Consider the following 15,776-nt stretch of genomic DNA (forward strand, 5'->3'; position numbering starts at 1 on the left):
CCCGCCTGCCCCGCCGACCCGCCCATCCCTCAGCCCAGCCCTGGTTGATCAAGAGGTTCGCGTCAGGATCCGCTCCGAACATGACGCAAACCTCTTGATCACCGGGGAGGGCCGGTCACCGGGGAGGGACGGGGGCGGGGGAAGGGAGAGGGGGTTAGTGGACTGCGGGGGTTGCGGTGAGGGTGGCGGTGGTGGTGTCGAGGGTGGCGGTTGTGCCCACCGGGACTGTGAGCTGGTTGGGGCCGTGGCCGATGGGGAGGCCGCCGAGGACCGGTACGCCCAGGTCGCCGAGGCGTTCGGTGAGCACGTCGACGATTGTGGTGTCCCAGCCGTCGCCGCAATCGGTGAACTGACCGACCGCCACCCCGGCCAGTCCGTCCAGCGCGCCGGCCCGGCGCAGGTGGGTGAGCATCCGGTCGACCTTGTACGGGGGTTCCTGCACGTCCTCGATCAACAGCACCGCACCGGTCAGGTCGGGCAGGTCCGGGGTGCCGATCGACGCGGCGATCAGGCACAGGTTGCCGCCGAGCAGGGTGCCGGTGGCGCGACCGGGGACGCGTACGTCGAAGGTTTCCTCGGTGGGGACCGCGGTGATCGACACCGGTTCGGTGGTCATCAGCGCCGCGTGCAGGGATTCGGCGGAGCGCAGCGACGTCCGTTCGTCGCGCCAGGCTGCCCCGGGGCCGTGCACCCCGGCCAGGCGGGCGCCCCGCCACAGTGCGAACTGCAACGCGGTGATGTCCGAGAAGCCGGCCACCACCTTCGGGTCGCGGCGCACGGCGGCCATGTCGATGGCGTCCACGATCCGCTGGGCGCCGTAGCCGCCGCGGGTGCAGATCACCCCGCGCACGTCCGGGTCGGCGAAGGCCGCGTTCAGGTCGGCGGCGCGCAGGTCGTCGGTGCCGGCGAGGTAGCCGTGGCGGGCGTACGCGTTCGGCGCCGGCACCGGGCGCAGGCCCCAGCCGGTGAGCAGTTCCATGCCCCGGGCCACCCGCTCCGGCGAGGTCGGCCCGGACGGCGACACCAGCAGCACCGTGTCACCCGGGCGCAGGACGGGCGGGCGTACGGCGGTGGTGTCCTCGCTGATCACAACCGCAGAGCCTAATCACCCCCGCCGTCCTCGGGACCTGTGCACGGGCGGCGGGAGCCGCCCGGCCCGTGCCGGGGCGTGGTGCCGTGCGGCGTACCGGCTAGCCTCGACCTGTGGCAACCGCGCTGGTGATCGAGAACGACCCGACGGACGACGCGCGCCGGCTGGGTGAGTGGCTGACCGAGGCTGGGCTGGAGCTGTGGGTGGTGCGCCCGCACGCCGGCGACGAGCTCCCCGCCGACCTGGAGGGGTACGCGGCGCTGGTGGTGCTCGGCGGCGACCAACAGGCGTACCCGTTGCCGGACGGCTCGCCCGGCGCGCAGTGGTTTCCCGCCGTGGAGGGCCTGCTGCGCAAGGCGGTTCGGTACCGGGTGCCGACCCTGGCGGTCTGCCTGGGCGCGCAGCTGCTCGCCACCGCGCACGCCGGGCTGGTGGAGCGCAGCCCGTCCGGGCCGGAGATCGGCCCGGGCGTGGTCGGCCGGCGTGACGCCGCCGAGAACGACCCGTTGTTCCGGTACGTGCCGCTGATCCCGGACGTGCTCCAGTGGCACGCCGACGAGATCACCGAGCTGCCTCGGGGCGCGACCCTGCTGGCCGCCTCCACCCGCTACCCGCATCAGGCGTTCCGCCTCGGTGACCGGGCGTGGGGGTTGCAGTTCCACATCGAGTGCGACACCGCGATGATCGCCGACTGGGCCACCGACTCGGCCCAACTCGCCGAGTTGGGCTACGACCCGGAGCTGGTGGTCGCGGCCTGCGCCTCGGTGCTGGCCGACGTCGAGGAGGTCTGGCAACCGTTCGCCGCCCGGTTCGCCGCGCTGGCCCTCGGCGAGTTGGACGACAGCACGACGCGGCGCGGCCTGCCGCTGCTCGGGCACTGATGGGCCGGCCGACCAGGGCACCGGGCCGGCTCGCCCGGTACGGCTTCGGCACCGCCGAAGGCGACGGCGGCGCGCGCGCCGCGGACCTGCTCGGCCCGGAAGGGCTGCGGCTGTGGCGGCCGGACGAGCAGGAGCCGGTCGACGAGGCCGCCGCGGAGCTGCTCGCCGCGCTGTCCCGGGCCGCCGACCCGGATCTGGCGCTGCGCCAACTGCATCGCATCGTGGAGGCCGAGGGCCGCACCATCGAGGGCAGCGCCGGATCGCCGCTGCTCGCGGACGTGCACAACGACCCCGGTCTGCGGCGGCGACTGATCGCGGTGCTCGGCGCGTCGGCGGCGCTCGGCGACCACCTGGTCGCCCACCCCGAGCACTACCAGGCGCTGCGGACCGCCCCGGACGGGCTCGCCCCGATCGCCGAGGGGCGGCTGGAGCCGGCCGACGGCGGCAACGCGGTGGCGGCGCTGCGGACCGCGTACCGCCTGGCGTTGCTGCGGATCGCGGCGGCCGACCTGACCGGCGGTCGCGGCCTGGAACAGACGATGGCCGCGCTCTCCGCGCTGGCCGACGCGACGCTCTCCGCCGCGTACGAGATCGCTGTCGCGGAGTTGGCGGAGGGGACCGAGAGGCCCCGACTCGCTGTCGTGGCGATGGGCAAGTGCGGCGGCGGCGAACTGAACTACGTCTCCGACGTGGACGTCATCTTCGTCGCCGCCGAGGACGCCGACCTGTCTGCCGCGACCCTGGTGGCGACCCGGCTGATCTACATCTGTGGGCTGGTCGCCTGGCCGGTGGACGCCGCGCTGCGCCCCGAGGGCAGCCGCGGCCCGCTGGTGCGGACCCTCGCCAGCCACCTGGCCTACTACCGGCGGTGGGCGCGCACCTGGGAGTTCCAGGCGCTGCTCAAGGCCCGCCCGGCCGCCGGTGACCTGCCGCTGGCCCAGGAGTGGATCGACCAGCTCGCGCCGCTGGTCTGGCGGGCGGCCGAGCGGCCCGAGGCGGTCGAGGACGTCCGCGCCATGCGCCGCCGGATCATCGACCACATTCCGCCGAAGGAGCTGGAGCGCGAGATCAAGCGCGGTCCCGGCGGGCTGCGCGACATCGAGTTCGCCGTCCAGTTGCTGCAACTCGTGCACGGTCGCGGCGACGAGACGCTGCGCCCGCCCGGCACCATCCCGGCGTTGCGCGCGCTCGTCGCCGGCGGCTACGTCGGGCGGGCCGACGGCGAGGCCCTGCTGCGCGGCTACCGCTTCCTGCGCAGCGTCGAGCACCGGCTGCAACTCCAGGGCCTGCGTCGTACGCACACGGTGCCCGCCGAGCCGGGCGCGCTGCGCTGGCTCGCCGCCGCGCTGGGTTTCACTGCCGCGCCGGGGCGCAGCGCCGTGGAGAGCTTCCGGGCCGAGTGGGTCACCCACGCCACCGAGGTACGCCGACTGCACGCCAAACTGCTCTACCGGCCGCTGCTGGAGTCGGTGGCCCGGGTGCCGGCCGACGGGTTGCGGCTCACCCCGGAGGCGGCCAGGAACCGCCTGGAGATCCTCGGCTTCGCCGACCCGGCCGGGGCGCTGCGTCACCTCCAGGCGCTCACCGGCGGGGTGAGCCGCACGGCGGCCATCCAACGCACCTTGCTGCCGGTGCTGCTCAGCGAGTTCGCCGACGCGCCGGAGCCGGACCGGGGGCTGCTCAACTACCGCAAGGTCTCCGACAAGCTGGGCAGCACCCCCTGGTATCTGCGGCTGCTGCGCGACGGCGGCCCGGTCGCCCGTCGGCTGGCCCGGGTCCTCGCGCTGTCCCGGTACGTCGCCGACCTGCTCGCCCGCGACCCGGAGGCGCTGCGGCTGCTGGCCGAGGAGAACGAGCTGGCGCCACGCGCGCCCGGGGTGCTGCGGGAGGGGTTCCTGGCGGCGGCGGCCCGGCACACCGACCCGGTCGAGGCCACCAGCGCGGTGCGCGCGCTGCGACGTCGCGAGCTGGTCCGGGTGGCCTGCGCCGACGTGCTCTGCCGGGCCGGCGCGCTCGCGCCCAGCCCCACCCGGGCGGACGGCGCGAACCGGCCCGCACGCGGGCTGTCCGACATCACCGAGGTCGGTACGGCGCTCGCCGACGTCACCGACGCCACCCTGGCCGCCGCGCTGCGGGCCGCCCAGGCCAGCCAGCCGGCACCGGCGGGGCTGCGGTTCGCGGTGATCGGCATGGGCCGGCTCGGCGGGTACGAGTCGAACTACCTCTCCGACGCCGACGTGCTCTTCGTCTACGACCCGCCGCCGGGCACCAGCGAGAGCGCCGCCAGCGCCGCCGCGCACGCCGTCGCCGAGGAGCTGCGCCGGCTGCTCGGCGTACCCGCCCCCGACCCGCCGCTGGGCGTCGACGCCGACCTGCGGCCGGAGGGCCGCCAGGGTCCGCTGGTACGCAGCCTCGCCGCGTACGCGCAGTACTACGCCCGCTGGTCGCGGGTGTGGGAGGCGCAGGCACTGCTGCGCGCCCGGTTCGTCTGCGGTGATGCCGACCTCGGCGCCGAGTTCGAGGCGATGATCGAGCCGGTGCGGTACCCGGCCGACGGGCTGAGCCGCGAGCAGGTCGTCGAGATCCGCCGGATCAAGGCCCGGGTGGAGACCGAACGGCTGCCCCGGGGTGCCGACCCGGCCACACACACCAAGCTGGGGCGCGGTGGGCTCGCCGACGTGGAGTGGGCTGTGCAACTCGTCCAGCTCCGGCACGCCGGCGCGATTCCGTCGCTGCGCGGCACGCGTACCCTCGACGCCCTCGCGGCCGCCCGGGAGGCCGGCCTGGTCGACCCGGCGGACGCCGCGGAGATGGCCGCCGGGTGGTCCCTGGCCGCGCAGGTCCGCAACGCGCTGATGCTGGTCCGTGGCCGGGCCGGCGACCAGTTGCCCCGACACGGGGTGGAGCTGGCGGGCGTGGCCCGGTTGCTCGGGCGCGACGACCCGGGGGAGTTCCTCGACGAGTACCTGCGTACCGGCCGCCGCTCCCGAGCCGCGGCGGAGCGGGTCCTCAACGCCGGTGCGTGAGCGCACCGGCGTTGAGGACTGGGTGCTGCCAAAAGGCGGCCACAAGAATTGACAGAATTGCCAATGCTGGCAACGTCAAATGTTTATTCGCCCCGCTCGGCGATTAATCAGCAGTAGATCTGCGCGTAGCTGATTGAGTCCTGCCATTGCTGGCCCCAGAAGGTGCCGAGGTTTTTGATCTCGGTCCGCGGACCCACGGTGATGGGCGTGTCCGAGCGGTCGCTGTTCCGGTAGAGCTTGTATGCGCAGCTTGAGCGGTTCCGCACGGAGCTGGTCTTGTTGTCGGAGTACTGACCGGCCAGGCTGGCGCTGCCGTTGAGAACTTCCAGGATGCTGGTGTGGTCAATGTTGTTGTAGAGGCACAGCGCACCCGACGAGGGGCAGCTCAGTGCCAGGCTGGCATCGGCGGAGGTCGCGGCCTGCGCAGGGGCGCCGGTCAGCACCGCGGTGCCGACGAGGGCGAGGGTGGCCAGCGTCGTTCCGATCCGTCGCATGGTCTTCCTTCCTGTGGGGAGCGCAGCGACAGGGGTGAGCGCGCCCGACAACAGTCGGCGCGGCCAGCCCGCCCGGGGCAGCAACTCGATGTGCTGCCATGGGCGCGTAAGCTGCGATCGCCATGCCGGATCGCAAATATTTCAGCGGCCCGCCAGGAAGGCGATAAGCATTTACCCCCGTAACTGCTTTTGTGTTTTTGACCTTACGGGAGGAGCTATTTATGTGTCAACCCCGTCGATGTCTGTTCGGGCAGCCGCCGCTCTCGGCGGCAGCCGCTCCGACGCCGCTGGTCGCCGCCCCCGGACGAGTAGAGCCACAGCCCTGACGCGCCCGCCTGAGTCGTCTCACCCCGGGTCATGACGGCAAGTCGGCCGGCGGTCCCGGGTTACCGCCGAGCGGATGCTGGAGGCGTAGGGCGTCCTCCCGGCGGGCGTCAGCTACCGATCGTGTACTCGCCGGGGCGCGGAACGGTGACCGTGATCCAGTCGCCGGCGGCGGCGACCGTGGCGCCGCCCGAGGCGGACAGCCAGCGGCTGTGCCGGATCCGTACCGCCACCGTCGCGGCGCGGGGGCTCCGGAAGGTCACCGAGGCCCCGTCGGCGCGGGCCAGTTCGGCGGGGGCGCCGACCAGCGGCGTCGGGTCGGTGACCGCCCAGACCCGCCAGTGCGGGCCGGACCAGACCGGGGTGAGGTAAGGCAGCCCGCTCGCGACCAGCTCCGCCTCGGCCCGCCCCACCCAGGACAGCGGGGCGTCCGGCAGCGCCACGTACTGCACCGCGTTCTCTGCCAGCCAGGCGCGGTAGTTGGCCTCGGTCAGCGGTACGCCGGTGCCGGCCGCACCGGGCACGGTGGCGAAGAACAGCGGGTTACGGTCGATGTCGGCCTGCCGCAGCCAGCCCCGGGCCAGCGGCACTTCGCCCAGCCGGGCCGCCTCCCAGTAGTTGCGCGTCGGCGGCACCTCCACCCGACCGGTGAGCCGCTGCCCGGCCAGGAACGCGCGCAGCGGCGCGTGGTAGCCGGGCGCGCTCGTCGGGTCGCCGATGCTGCGCAGGTCGGCGGGGACCGCCGGCGGCTGCCAGACGCAGACCGCCACCAGCAGCGCGACCAAGCCGGCGCCGCCCAGCAGCCGGCCGCGACGGGTGCCGCCGGACGGCGCGGCGAGAGCGGCGGACCGGCGGGCCATCCGGGTGGTGAGCCAGGCCGGCGGGCAGGCCACGGCGGCCAACACCGGCAGCGCGAACATCGTGACCAGCCGGGTCGCGTTCAATCCCACCGGCGTGTGCACCAGCGCCGCGGCGAGCACCCCAGCGGCGGAGAGGAGCGCCGCGAACCGCACCGGTCGGTACGTCACCAGCGCTGCCACCACCAGACTGGTCACCACCGCGCGCAGCGTGTCGGTCCGACTGATGTTCATCCAACCGCCGTCGCCGAACAACAGGGCCGTCGCGGCCAGTGGCACGGCCGCCGCGATCCCGAGAGCCAGGCCGTCGGCGTACCGGCGGCTGAGCAGCAGCGCGGCACCGGCCAGACCGACGAACAGGCCAGCCACCGGGCTGGTCGCGGAGGCCAGCAGCGCTCCAGCCGCGCCGAGCCCGAGCCGCAGCAGCGCCCGTCCGTCCGTCCGCCCTTGCTCGGTGTGCGCGCCGGGGCGGCCGAGCGTGAGCGCCAGCAGTGCGGCCAGCCCGAACGCCACCCCCAGGGCGTACGTGACCCGGCCGGAGACCAGGTTGCCGGTCAACGTGACCACCCCGACCAGGCTGCCCAACAGCGGCCGGGGCACCCTGCCACGAACCAGTAGCGCAGCCAACGCGGCGGCCGACGCCACCAGTGCCAGAGCGCCGGTCACCCGCACACCGAGCACGGCCATCACCGGCTGCGACAGCAAGCTGTAGCCGAACTGCTGCACCCCGCCGTACCAGCGCAGATCCACCGGGGTGATGCCGTGGGCGGCGAAGAAGTCCGCCCGGGCGACCTGCGCGGCGAGGTCCGAGCCCATCAGCGGCAGGGCCAGCCAGACCACGCTGAGCACGATGGCGGAACCGGTGGCCACCGCCACCACCCGACTCCGCCGCATGCCCACCTCCGTACCGCGACCACCGTACTGGCAGCATGTCCGGCGTGCCTCACCACCTCGCGCGTTGGACCGGACTGGTCGGCTCGGCGCTGCTCGCCGTCGCCGCGTTCGTCGGCGGCGCACTCCCCGGGTCACCCCTGCGCCCCACCCCGGTCAGCATCTGGCAGGGCCCACACGGAACGCTGGTCATCGCTGCCTGGCTGGTCGGCACCGGGCTGATGGCGTACGCGTGGTGGTCGCTGCGGGACAGGGTGCCGTCGACCCGCTGGGCGCTGATCACCGTCGGGCTGTGGCTGCTGCCGGTGCTGATCGCGCCGCCGCTGGCGAGCCGCGACGTCTACGCGTACGCCTGTCAGGGAGCTAGTTACGCCGCGGGAATCAACCCGTACGAGCAGGGCGTCTCCGCGCTGCCCTGCCCCTGGCTGGACACCATCTCATACATCTGGCGGGATACCCCGGCACCGTACGGGCCGCTGTTCGTGGTGCTCTCCGGCGCGATCGTCAAGGCCACCGGCTCGCTCACCGGCGCGATCGTGGCGTTCCGGCTGATCGCGGTGGCGGGGGTGGCGCTGACCGCGGTCAGCCTGCCGGTGCTGGCCCGACGAGCCGGCGTATCCGCCGGCCGGGCGGTCTGGCTGGCGCTGGGCTGCCCGCTGGTCGCCGTACACCTCGTCTCCGGCGCGCACAACGACGCTCTGATGGTCGGACTGCTGGTCTCCGGGCTCGCGGTGATCGCCTGTCGGCCCGGCCGCCCCGGTCCGCTGCTCGCCGGTGGCGCGCTGCTCGGGCTGGCCGCCGCGATCAAGGTGACGGCGCTGGTCGTAGTGCCGTTCGCGGCGCTGGCCGCCATCGTCGGCGGGTACTCGGTCCGGGCGTTGATCCGGCACGGCCGGTGGGTGGTCGGCGGCGCGGCCGCTGTCGTGGTCGGGGTCACCTACGCGGCCGGGCTGGACTTCGGCTGGGTCGGCGGGCTGGAACGGGGCGGCGACGTGATCGCCTGGACCTCACCGTCCACCGCTGTCGGGCAGACCATCGGCTACCTGGCGGTGCCCTTCGGTGGGCACATCGACGCGCTGCCGGTGACCCGGGGGATCGGCATAGCGGTGCTGGCGTTGCTGCTGGTCTGGCTCTGGTGGCGGGCCCGCACCCGGGACCCGCTCTGGCACGCCGGCCTGGCGCTGGCCGCCACGGTCGCCCTCGCGCCGCTGTTCCACCCCTGGTACTGGACCTGGCCGCTGTTCGTGCTGGCGGCCACCGCCCAACGCACCAGATGGTTCATCGTGGTCGCAGTGGTCGCGTCCTTCCTGGTGCTGCCCGACGGCACCGGGCTGCCCCGGTACACCAAGACGGTCGGTGCGCCACTGATGACGCTGTTGGTGATCGTGCTGGTCATCCGGTTGGTACGGTCGGCTCGGGCGGCCCGTCAGCCGGTCGCCACCGATTGAGGGAAGGTGCGCCGGTGACCGCTCCCGGCCCGCCTGTTCCGCCGTCGCCCGTGTCGTTGACGGCACTGGGTGCCCGGTACGCGGGCCTGGTCGGCGCGGTCCTGCTCGCCGTTGCCGGATACCTCGGCGGGGCGCTGCCCAACGCCCCGCTGGGCGTGACACCCGCGTCGATCTGGCGAACCCCGAACGGCCCGGCCACGCTGACCTGCTGGCTGATCGGCACCGTGCTGCTGGTCGGGGCATGGTGGTCGCTGCGCGACGGTGCGCCGTCGACCCGTTGGGCGTACGTCACCGCCGGGCTGTGGGCGCTACCGCTGCTTGTCGCACCACCGCTGGGCAGCCGGGACGTCTACTCGTACGCCTGCCAGGGCTGGACGTACGCGCACGGCGTCGACCCGTACACGGTGGGGGTCGCGGCGGCGGGCTGCCCCTGGGTGGACACCGTGGCGCCGATCTGGCGGGACACTCCGACACCGTACGGGCCGGTGTTCGTCCTACTCGCAGCCCTCGCCGTCGGCCTCGGCGGCGGGCTCACCGGGACCATCGTGGCGCTGCGCGTGATCGCCGTGGCGGGGCTGCTGCTGGCCGCGCTCTGTCTGCCCGCTCTGGCGCGGGCCGCCGGGATGCCGGCCGGGCGGGGGCGGGGAGTGTCGGCCGGCTGGGCGGCGGGGGTGCCGGCCCGGCGGGCGGTCTGGTTGGCGCTGGCCGGTCCGCTGGTCGGCGTGCACCTGGTGGCCGGCGCACACAACGACGCCCTGATGCTGGGCCTGCTGCTGTGTGGACTGCTGGTAGTGGTCCGTCGACCAGGTCGGCCGGCGGCCCTGCTGCTGGCCGGAGCGCTGCTCGGGCTGGCGGTCACGGTGAAGGCCACCGCCGTGGTGGTGGTGCCGTTCGCCGTGCTGGCCGGGATGCCTGACCGCTACACGGTACGGGCATTGCTGCGTCACGGCAGTTGGCTGGCCGCAGGGCTGCTCGCCGCGCTGCTGGTCACCTCGGCGGCGTCCGGCCTCGGCTTCGGCTGGGTGGGCGGGCTGACCCACAGCGGCGACTCCGAGCAGTGGACGTCACCACCCACCGCCGTGGGCTTCGTGGTCGACTACGCCGGCGCGCTGGTCGGCCGCGACCCGCAGGCGGTGCCGGGAGTCCGGGCGGTCGCGCTGCTGCTGCTCGTCGGGGTGCTGGTGGTGCTCTGGTGGTGGGCCTGGCAGACCCTGCGCCGGTTGCCCGAGGAGGCGGGTCCCGAACTGGCGGGTCCCGAACTGGCGGGTCTCGCGCTGGCGGGTCCCGAACTGGCGGGGCCCAAGCTGGTGGGTCCCGAGGGAGCGGGTTCTCGGGTGGCGCGTTCCCGGGTTGCGTTGCACGGCGCGGCAATGGCCCTGGTCGCCACCGTCGTACTGTCCCCGGTCTTCCACCCCTGGTACGCGACCTGGCCCCTGGCGCTGCTCGCGCTCACCGCCGCCCGTACGACGTGGTTCATGCTGCCCGCCGCATCGGCAGCCTTCCTCGCTCTGCCCGACGGCACCAACCTGGCCCGCGTCACGAAGGCCCCCGGTGCCCTGGCGATGACCGCCCTGCTCCTGACCGTGCTCGTCCGCGCCGTCCGCGCCGCCGGCGCCGTCCGTCGCCGTTGATCATGAGGTTGACGGGGACATTCTGGACGGAACGCCCCGCCAACCCCATGGTCATCGTCGTCCTGCCGCCAAGATCGTGCTCGAACGTGGATGTAGTGGTGTCCGACGCGATCGAGGCCGCTACATCCAGGATCGAGCACGATCTTGGGGCGGGGGCGGGGGCGGGGGCGGGGCGGGATCAGGGGTCAGGGGAGGGGGTCAGGGAGTTAGGGTCGCGCGCCGCAGGTGGGGCAGGGTTGGCCTGAGGGCTGGGGGATGGAGGCCCGGCGGGAGCGGAACACAACGGCCAGGAACAGTGCGGCGGGGCCGGCGAGCGCGACGGCGACAGCGGTCACGGCCAGTTCCGCGAAGGTGATGGCGCCGTATGCCGGGCCGAAGCTGTCAGCCAGGGCGGGCACCGCCAGGAAGCCGGCGGGGGTGAGCAGTGTGACGAGCGCCCAGCCGCCCCGGGCGTCCCCGCCCAGTGCCAGACCCATGGCCAGCAGAGCCCCGACGACCAGCAACAGTCCGCCGACGGTCGGCAGGAAGACTTCCATGGCGGCGCCGTAGTAGATGAAAACCGGGTCCAGGCCGCCCAGGAATTCCGTCGCCACCACCGCCAACAGCGCGGACAGCGCCGGCGCGAGGCGGATCGCCCGGGAGGGTCGGTCGGGCAGGGCGAGCCCCAGTAGGCCCAGGACCACCTGCGGCAGCAGCACCATCAGAGGCGGTCGGAGCACGTCGAGCGCCGCTGCCACCGGTGGCAGCGCAATCGTGAGCAGGAGCGCGAGGGTGATGGCCCACCGGGCGACCCGGCTCGGCGCGACGGCGATCACCACCGCCGCCAGCAGCCATGCCGCCCACGTGACGACACCGAGCGAGACGAACGGGCCGACGTGGGGGACGCCCCACTCCACGGGCGGCGGATGCAGCTCTGCCGTACCCCAGACGCCGGCGAGAGCGCTCGCGGTGACCAGGGCCAGCAGCGCCGCGAGGCGTACCCCCGGGATCAGGTCGGTGACGCCAGCGGCCCGCAGCCGCTGACGGAGGCCGCCGCGCAGCAGGTCCGCGGCGTCCGCCGGCGTCGGCCAGCGTTGGTCAGGGGCGGCCAGGTCGAGGTAGGTGCCGACGATTTCGGCGCCGCGGGCGCGCCGGTAGTCGGCGGGGTACGCGCGCAGCAGCCGGAGGTAGCGGCGTTCCAGGTCGTTCATGCCAAGCCTCCGGCCGTGCGTGGGGTGGTCGGGAGGGCGGCGCGAGTCCGCTTGGACAGCCGGGTGGTGGCGGCTTCGACGTTGCGGCGCAGCCGCTCGGTCTCGGTGCTCAACGTGGTCTCGCCGCGGGGGGAGAGGCGGTAGTAGCGGCGCAGGCGGCCGTCCACCACCTCCTCCCGGTCGACCTCGACGAGGCCGGCGTCGACCAGCCGGTCGAGCGCCCCGTAGAGCGTCCCAGGGCGTAGCGACACGCGGTTGTCGGACAGGGCGGCGACCTCACCGATCAGCCCGTAGCCGTGCATCGGCTGGCCGGCCAGCGCGGTGAGGATCAGGAAGGTCGGTTCGCGCAGTGGTGTGTCCACCGGAGCAATATATCGGACGCGAAGGTATGCCGGGGGGCGCACAGCGAGCCGGGCCGGCTCCGCGGTGAGCGGAGCCGGCCCGGCCGGTGTTCCAGCGACTGCTCAGCAGTCGTCGTGCATCTGACTGCTCAGCAGTCGTAGTACATGGCGAACTCGTGCGGGGTCGGGCGCAGACGCACCGGGTCGACCTCGTTGGCGCGCTTCCAGTCGACCCAGGTGGAGATCAGGTCGGGGGTGAAGACGCCACCGTCGAGCAGGTAGTCGTGGTCGGCCTCGAGCGAGTCGAGCACGGCCGGCAGCGAGCCCGGCACCTGCTTGACGTCGCCCCACTCCTCCGGCGGGAGGTCGTAGAGGTCCTTGTCGATCGGCGTCGGCGGCTCCATCTTGCTCTTGATGCCGTCGAGGCCGGCCATCATCATAGCCGAGAAGGCCAGGTAGACGTTGGCCGACGGGTCCGGGACGCGGAACTCGACGCGCTTGGCCTTGGCGTTGCTGCCGGTCACCGGGATGCGGGTGCAGGCGGAGCGGTTGCGCTGCGAGTAGACCAGATTGACCGGCGCCTCGTAGCCCGGCACCAGGCGACGGTACGAGTTGACCGTCGGGTTGGTGAAGGCCAGCAGCGACGGCGCGTGGTGCAGCAGGCCACCGATGTACCAGCGGGCCATGTCGGACAGTCCGGCGTAGCCGGTCTCGTCGTAGAACAGCGGCTCACCGTTGAGCCAGAGGCTCTGGTGGGTGTGCATGCCGGAGCCGTTGTCGCCGAAGAGCGGCTTGGGCATGAAGGTAGCGGTCTTGCCGTTGGCCCACGCCTCGTTCTTCACGATGTACTTGAAGAGCTGGAGCTGGTCACCGGCGTGCAGCAGGGTGGAGAACCGGTAGTTGATCTCGGACTGGCCGGCGGTGCCCACCTCGTGGTGCGAACGCTCCACGTTGAAGCCGGTGTCGACCAGGCGGCGCACGATCGAGTCACGCAGGTCGGCGTAGTGGTCGACCGGCGGGACGGGGAAGTAGCCGCCCTTGTACGCGGTCTTGTAGCCGAGGTTGCCGCCCGCCTCTTCGCGGCCGGTGTTCCAGGCGCCCTCGATCGAGTCGATGTAGTAGAACGACTGGTGCGCCGAGGTCTCGTGGCGGATCGAGTCGAAGATGTAGAACTCCGCCTCGGCGCCGAAGTAGGCGGTGTCGGCGATGCCGCTCGCCGCCAGGTACGCCTCGGCCTTCTTCGCCACGTTGCGCGGGTCGCGGCTGTAGGCCTCGCGGGTGAACGGGTCGTGGATGAAGAAGTTGAGCGCGAGAGTCTTCTGCGCGCGGAACGGGTCGATGAACGCGGTGGCGACATCCGGGAGCAGGAGCATGTCCGACTCGTGGATCGCCTGGAAACCGCGGATCGACGAACCGTCGAACGCGAGGCCGTCGGTGAAGAGGTCGTCGTTGACGGACTCGACCGGCAGATTGAAGTGCTGCATCACGCCGGGCAGGTCACAGAAACGAACGTCGACGAACTTCACGTCCTCGTTCTTGAGGTATCGCAGCAGTTCCTCGGGATTGGCGAACACACATCCTCCTGGCACGTCCACGGGGTGGCTAGGCTTCTGGCGACGCTAGGGCCGGGGGGTTGCCCGGCCGTGTCTCCGTTGTTTCTGCCGTGTTACGTCCCTCGCGGAGCGTCAGCTACGCCCCGGCCGCGCTTCCGGCCCGCCAGGAACGCCGTACCGACTGTGCCAGTGTAATGACATCTGATGCCTTTGGCCTGAATCGGCACACAGCGTCGGCGGCACCCGGCAAGCCCTCATCCCGGCGCGGATACCCTTGACCGCTGTGACCAATCCGCACCTCCCGGCAGCGCCGGCCACCGACCCCACCTTCACCGCGCCGAGCCTCGGTCGGCGGTTCGGGGCGCTGATCATCGACTGGGTGCTCTGCCTGCTGGTGTCCAACTTCTTCGCCGACCCGGTACGCGACGGCTGGGCGCCGGTGCTGGTGCTCGTCCTGGAGTACGGCATCTTCCTCGGCCTGTTCGCCCAGACTCCGGGCATGTACATCACCAAGATCCGCTGTGTGAACTGGCAGGACGGCGGCCGGATCGGCGTGCTCCGGGGGCTGATCCGTGGCCTGTTGCTGGCCCTCGTCGTCCCCGCACTGATCATGGACGAGCACCGGCGCGGCCTGCACGACCGAATCGCCGGCTCGGTCATCGTCGACGCCCCCCGCGGCTGAGTCTGAGTTGGGTCGATCATGGAGTTGTGGTGCCCGTTTTGGTGCTGTACGGGCACTTCGTCACCCAGCACAACTCCATGATCGACGAGGCGCTGACGCCGCGCGCGAAAGAGCCGGACCCGTGCGGGTCCGGCTCCTTTACGCGTACACCTGAGGGGTCAGCGGCCCCGCGACTGGCGGAAGGCGCCTGGCGGCCGCATGTTCTTCGGAATCGCGCCCTTGGGCATCTGTGGCCGGGCGGTGAGCGCCTTGAGTCGCTTGTCCAGCGAGTTGACGTCCTTGCCGGAAAGGGCGCGGGGCAGGCGCAGCAGCGTCGTCCGCAGCTTGCGGATCGGCAGCTCGCCCTCCTCCTGCCCGATCACGTAGTCGTGCAGGGGAGCGGAGCCGATCACCTTGGACAGCCGCCGCTTCTCCTGGCCGAGCAGGCCGCGCACCCGCTGCGGGTTGCCCTCGGCCAACAGGATCACGCCCGGGCGGCCGATCACCAGGTGAACCATGTCCATCTGGGTGGTCGAGCTGACCGCCGGGGTCACCCGCCAGTCGCCGCGCATGTTCTCCATGATCTGCGCCGCCGCGCCGGGCTGCCCCTCGGCGGCGTTCATCATCGCCTTGTTGGACCGCAGGTTGAGCACGATCAGCACCGCGAGCAGGACGAACAGGATGCCGATCGGCAGCCAGATCCAGCTCCAGAGGATGACCGCGACCACGGTGAGGGCGAGCGGGATGAGCACCGCGGCGGCGACCAGCGGCGCGAACCACCGGTCCTGCTTGGCGGTGAACTGGAACACCATCCCGATCTGCTTCAGCCGCTGGCCGAACGAGACCTTCTCCTGGGGCTTTGCCATGCCGCAGAGTCTAGTGGTCGCCGCCGGCCCGGTTGATCCGCGTCCGGGTGCCGGGGCAGCTGAGTACCTTACGTCGCCGTACGCACCCGGAGAGGCCGGGTAAGGAGGCTGTGGGCGGGGAAGATGAGGCATCGTGCCCATGCCCGGGTGGGGCCTTCGCGCGAAGAGTCGTCAGCAGAAGACGACGACGCCACGAAGGAGCCCGACATGTTCGGCAACGACGCAGATTTCCTGCTCACCCTGCACCGTACCCACGCCGCCGAGCTGCGCGCCGACGCGGCCGCGGACCGGCTCGCCCGGTCGCTGTCCCGTCCGGTCAGCCGGGGGTGGTTGGGTCGGCGCAGGCAGGCCGGTCGCACCGGCGACGCCCGCCGGTGACCGCGCCCAGCGCGGCCGTCACGTCCAGCGCGGCCGCCACAACCACGGCGCTCGGCGTGGCCGCCACATCCACCGCGCCCGGCGTGGCCGCCACATCCACCGCACCCGTCGGGCCGGCCGCTCGACCCGATCCGACCCCGCCGCC

The 15,776-nt window shown here is 72.7% G+C and carries 12 protein-coding genes and 2 pseudogenes; 6 read left to right on the forward strand and 8 right to left on the reverse strand.

Annotation, left to right across the window (positions count from 1 at the left end):
- Positions 1-154 precede the first annotated feature (154 nt).
- A complete protein-coding gene (locus tag OG598_RS01640; protein ID WP_328652731.1) occupies positions 155-1,090 on the reverse strand; it encodes a S66 peptidase family protein in 936 nt (311 codons plus the stop codon).
- A gap of 113 nt (positions 1,091-1,203) precedes the next feature.
- Between OG598_RS01640 and OG598_RS01645 the strand changes: the two genes are divergently transcribed.
- Entirely contained in the window at positions 1,204-1,971 is a 768-nt protein-coding gene (locus tag OG598_RS01645; protein WP_328652732.1) for a type 1 glutamine amidotransferase, read from the forward strand.
- Positions 1,971-4,997: a bifunctional [glutamine synthetase] adenylyltransferase/[glutamine synthetase]-adenylyl-L-tyrosine phosphorylase gene (locus OG598_RS01650; protein ID WP_328652733.1), complete on the forward strand. Its 3,027-nt coding sequence runs from the start codon at positions 1,971-1,973 to the stop codon at positions 4,995-4,997. Before OG598_RS01645 ends, OG598_RS01650 begins: the two co-directional genes overlap by 1 nt.
- A gap of 107 nt (positions 4,998-5,104) precedes the next feature.
- Here the strand turns inward: OG598_RS01650 and OG598_RS01655 are convergent, their stop codons facing one another.
- The 3 genes and pseudogenes from OG598_RS01655 to OG598_RS33505 form a co-directional block, all read right to left on the reverse strand.
- Complete coding sequence (locus OG598_RS01655) at positions 5,105-5,491, reverse strand: peptidase inhibitor family I36 protein (RefSeq protein WP_328652734.1); 387 nt, start codon at positions 5,489-5,491, stop codon at positions 5,105-5,107.
- Positions 5,492-5,925: 434 nt separating this feature from the next.
- Positions 5,926-6,600: pseudogene (locus tag OG598_RS33500) on the reverse strand (hypothetical protein); the annotation flags it as partial.
- A gap of 101 nt (positions 6,601-6,701) precedes the next feature.
- Positions 6,702-7,566 (reverse strand): annotated as a pseudogene (locus tag OG598_RS33505) (hypothetical protein); the annotation flags it as partial.
- Positions 7,567-7,610: 44 nt separating this feature from the next.
- Between OG598_RS33505 and mptB (OG598_RS01665) the strand changes: the two are divergent.
- Both mptB (OG598_RS01665) and mptB (OG598_RS01670) read left to right on the forward strand, forming a co-directional pair.
- Complete coding sequence (gene mptB, locus OG598_RS01665) at positions 7,611-9,011, forward strand: polyprenol phosphomannose-dependent alpha 1,6 mannosyltransferase MptB (RefSeq protein WP_328652736.1); 1,401 nt, start codon at positions 7,611-7,613, stop codon at positions 9,009-9,011.
- Positions 9,012-9,025: 14 nt separating this feature from the next.
- Positions 9,026-10,642, forward strand: coding sequence for a polyprenol phosphomannose-dependent alpha 1,6 mannosyltransferase MptB (gene mptB / locus OG598_RS01670; RefSeq protein ID WP_328652737.1), 1,617 nt, complete (start codon positions 9,026-9,028; stop codon positions 10,640-10,642).
- Between the two features lie 206 nt (positions 10,643-10,848).
- On the opposite strand, the gene OG598_RS01675 is transcribed toward mptB (OG598_RS01670), so the two are convergent.
- The 3 genes from OG598_RS01675 to glnA form a co-directional block, all read right to left on the reverse strand.
- Complete coding sequence (locus tag OG598_RS01675) at positions 10,849-11,832, reverse strand: hypothetical protein (RefSeq protein ID WP_328652738.1); 984 nt, start codon at positions 11,830-11,832, stop codon at positions 10,849-10,851.
- Positions 11,829-12,194 (reverse strand): PadR family transcriptional regulator, encoded by a 366-nt coding sequence (locus tag OG598_RS01680; protein ID WP_328652739.1) that lies wholly within the window; start codon positions 12,192-12,194, stop codon positions 11,829-11,831. Before OG598_RS01680 ends, OG598_RS01675 begins: the two co-directional genes overlap by 4 nt.
- 128 nt (positions 12,195-12,322) lie before the next feature.
- Positions 12,323-13,747 carry a type I glutamate--ammonia ligase gene (gene glnA / locus OG598_RS01685; protein WP_124822537.1) on the reverse strand — a complete coding sequence of 475 codons (1,425 nt, stop codon included), beginning with the start codon at positions 13,745-13,747 and terminating at the stop codon, positions 12,323-12,325.
- 262 nt (positions 13,748-14,009) lie between these two features.
- Between glnA and OG598_RS01690 the strand changes: the two genes are divergently transcribed.
- A complete protein-coding gene (locus OG598_RS01690) occupies positions 14,010-14,408 on the forward strand; it encodes an RDD family protein (protein WP_328652740.1) in 399 nt (132 codons plus the stop codon).
- A 158-nt stretch (positions 14,409-14,566) separates the two neighbouring features.
- Here the strand turns inward: OG598_RS01690 and OG598_RS01695 are convergent, their stop codons facing one another.
- Positions 14,567-15,253 (reverse strand): DUF4191 domain-containing protein, encoded by a 687-nt coding sequence (locus OG598_RS01695; RefSeq protein WP_091407420.1) that lies wholly within the window; start codon positions 15,251-15,253, stop codon positions 14,567-14,569.
- A gap of 207 nt (positions 15,254-15,460) precedes the next feature.
- Between OG598_RS01695 and OG598_RS01700 the strand changes: the two genes are divergently transcribed.
- Positions 15,461-15,631 carry a hypothetical protein gene (locus OG598_RS01700; RefSeq protein ID WP_167362519.1) on the forward strand — a complete coding sequence of 57 codons (171 nt, stop codon included), beginning with the start codon at positions 15,461-15,463 and terminating at the stop codon, positions 15,629-15,631.
- The last annotated feature ends 145 nt before the right edge of the window (positions 15,632-15,776 follow it).

The sequence above is a fragment of the Micromonospora sp. NBC_00330 genome (genome assembly GCF_036136635.1).
Classification (GTDB): domain Bacteria; phylum Actinomycetota; class Actinomycetes; order Mycobacteriales; family Micromonosporaceae; genus Micromonospora; species Micromonospora salmantinae.

Excerpts from the sequence above, each read along its gene's own strand:
- OG598_RS01650 (WP_328652733.1), top strand. The coding sequence starts at position 1,971 with ATGGGCCGGCCGACCAGGGCACCGGGCCGGCTCGCCCGGTACGGCTTC.
- OG598_RS01655 (WP_328652734.1), bottom strand. The coding sequence starts at position 5,491 with ATGCGACGGATCGGAACGACGCTGGCCACCCTCGCCCTCGTCGGCACC.
- OG598_RS01675 (WP_328652738.1), bottom strand. The coding sequence starts at position 11,832 with ATGAACGACCTGGAACGCCGCTACCTCCGGCTGCTGCGCGCGTACCCC.
- OG598_RS01695 (WP_091407420.1), bottom strand. The coding sequence starts at position 15,253 with ATGGCAAAGCCCCAGGAGAAGGTCTCGTTCGGCCAGCGGCTGAAGCAG.
- OG598_RS01700 (WP_167362519.1), top strand. The coding sequence starts at position 15,461 with ATGTTCGGCAACGACGCAGATTTCCTGCTCACCCTGCACCGTACCCAC.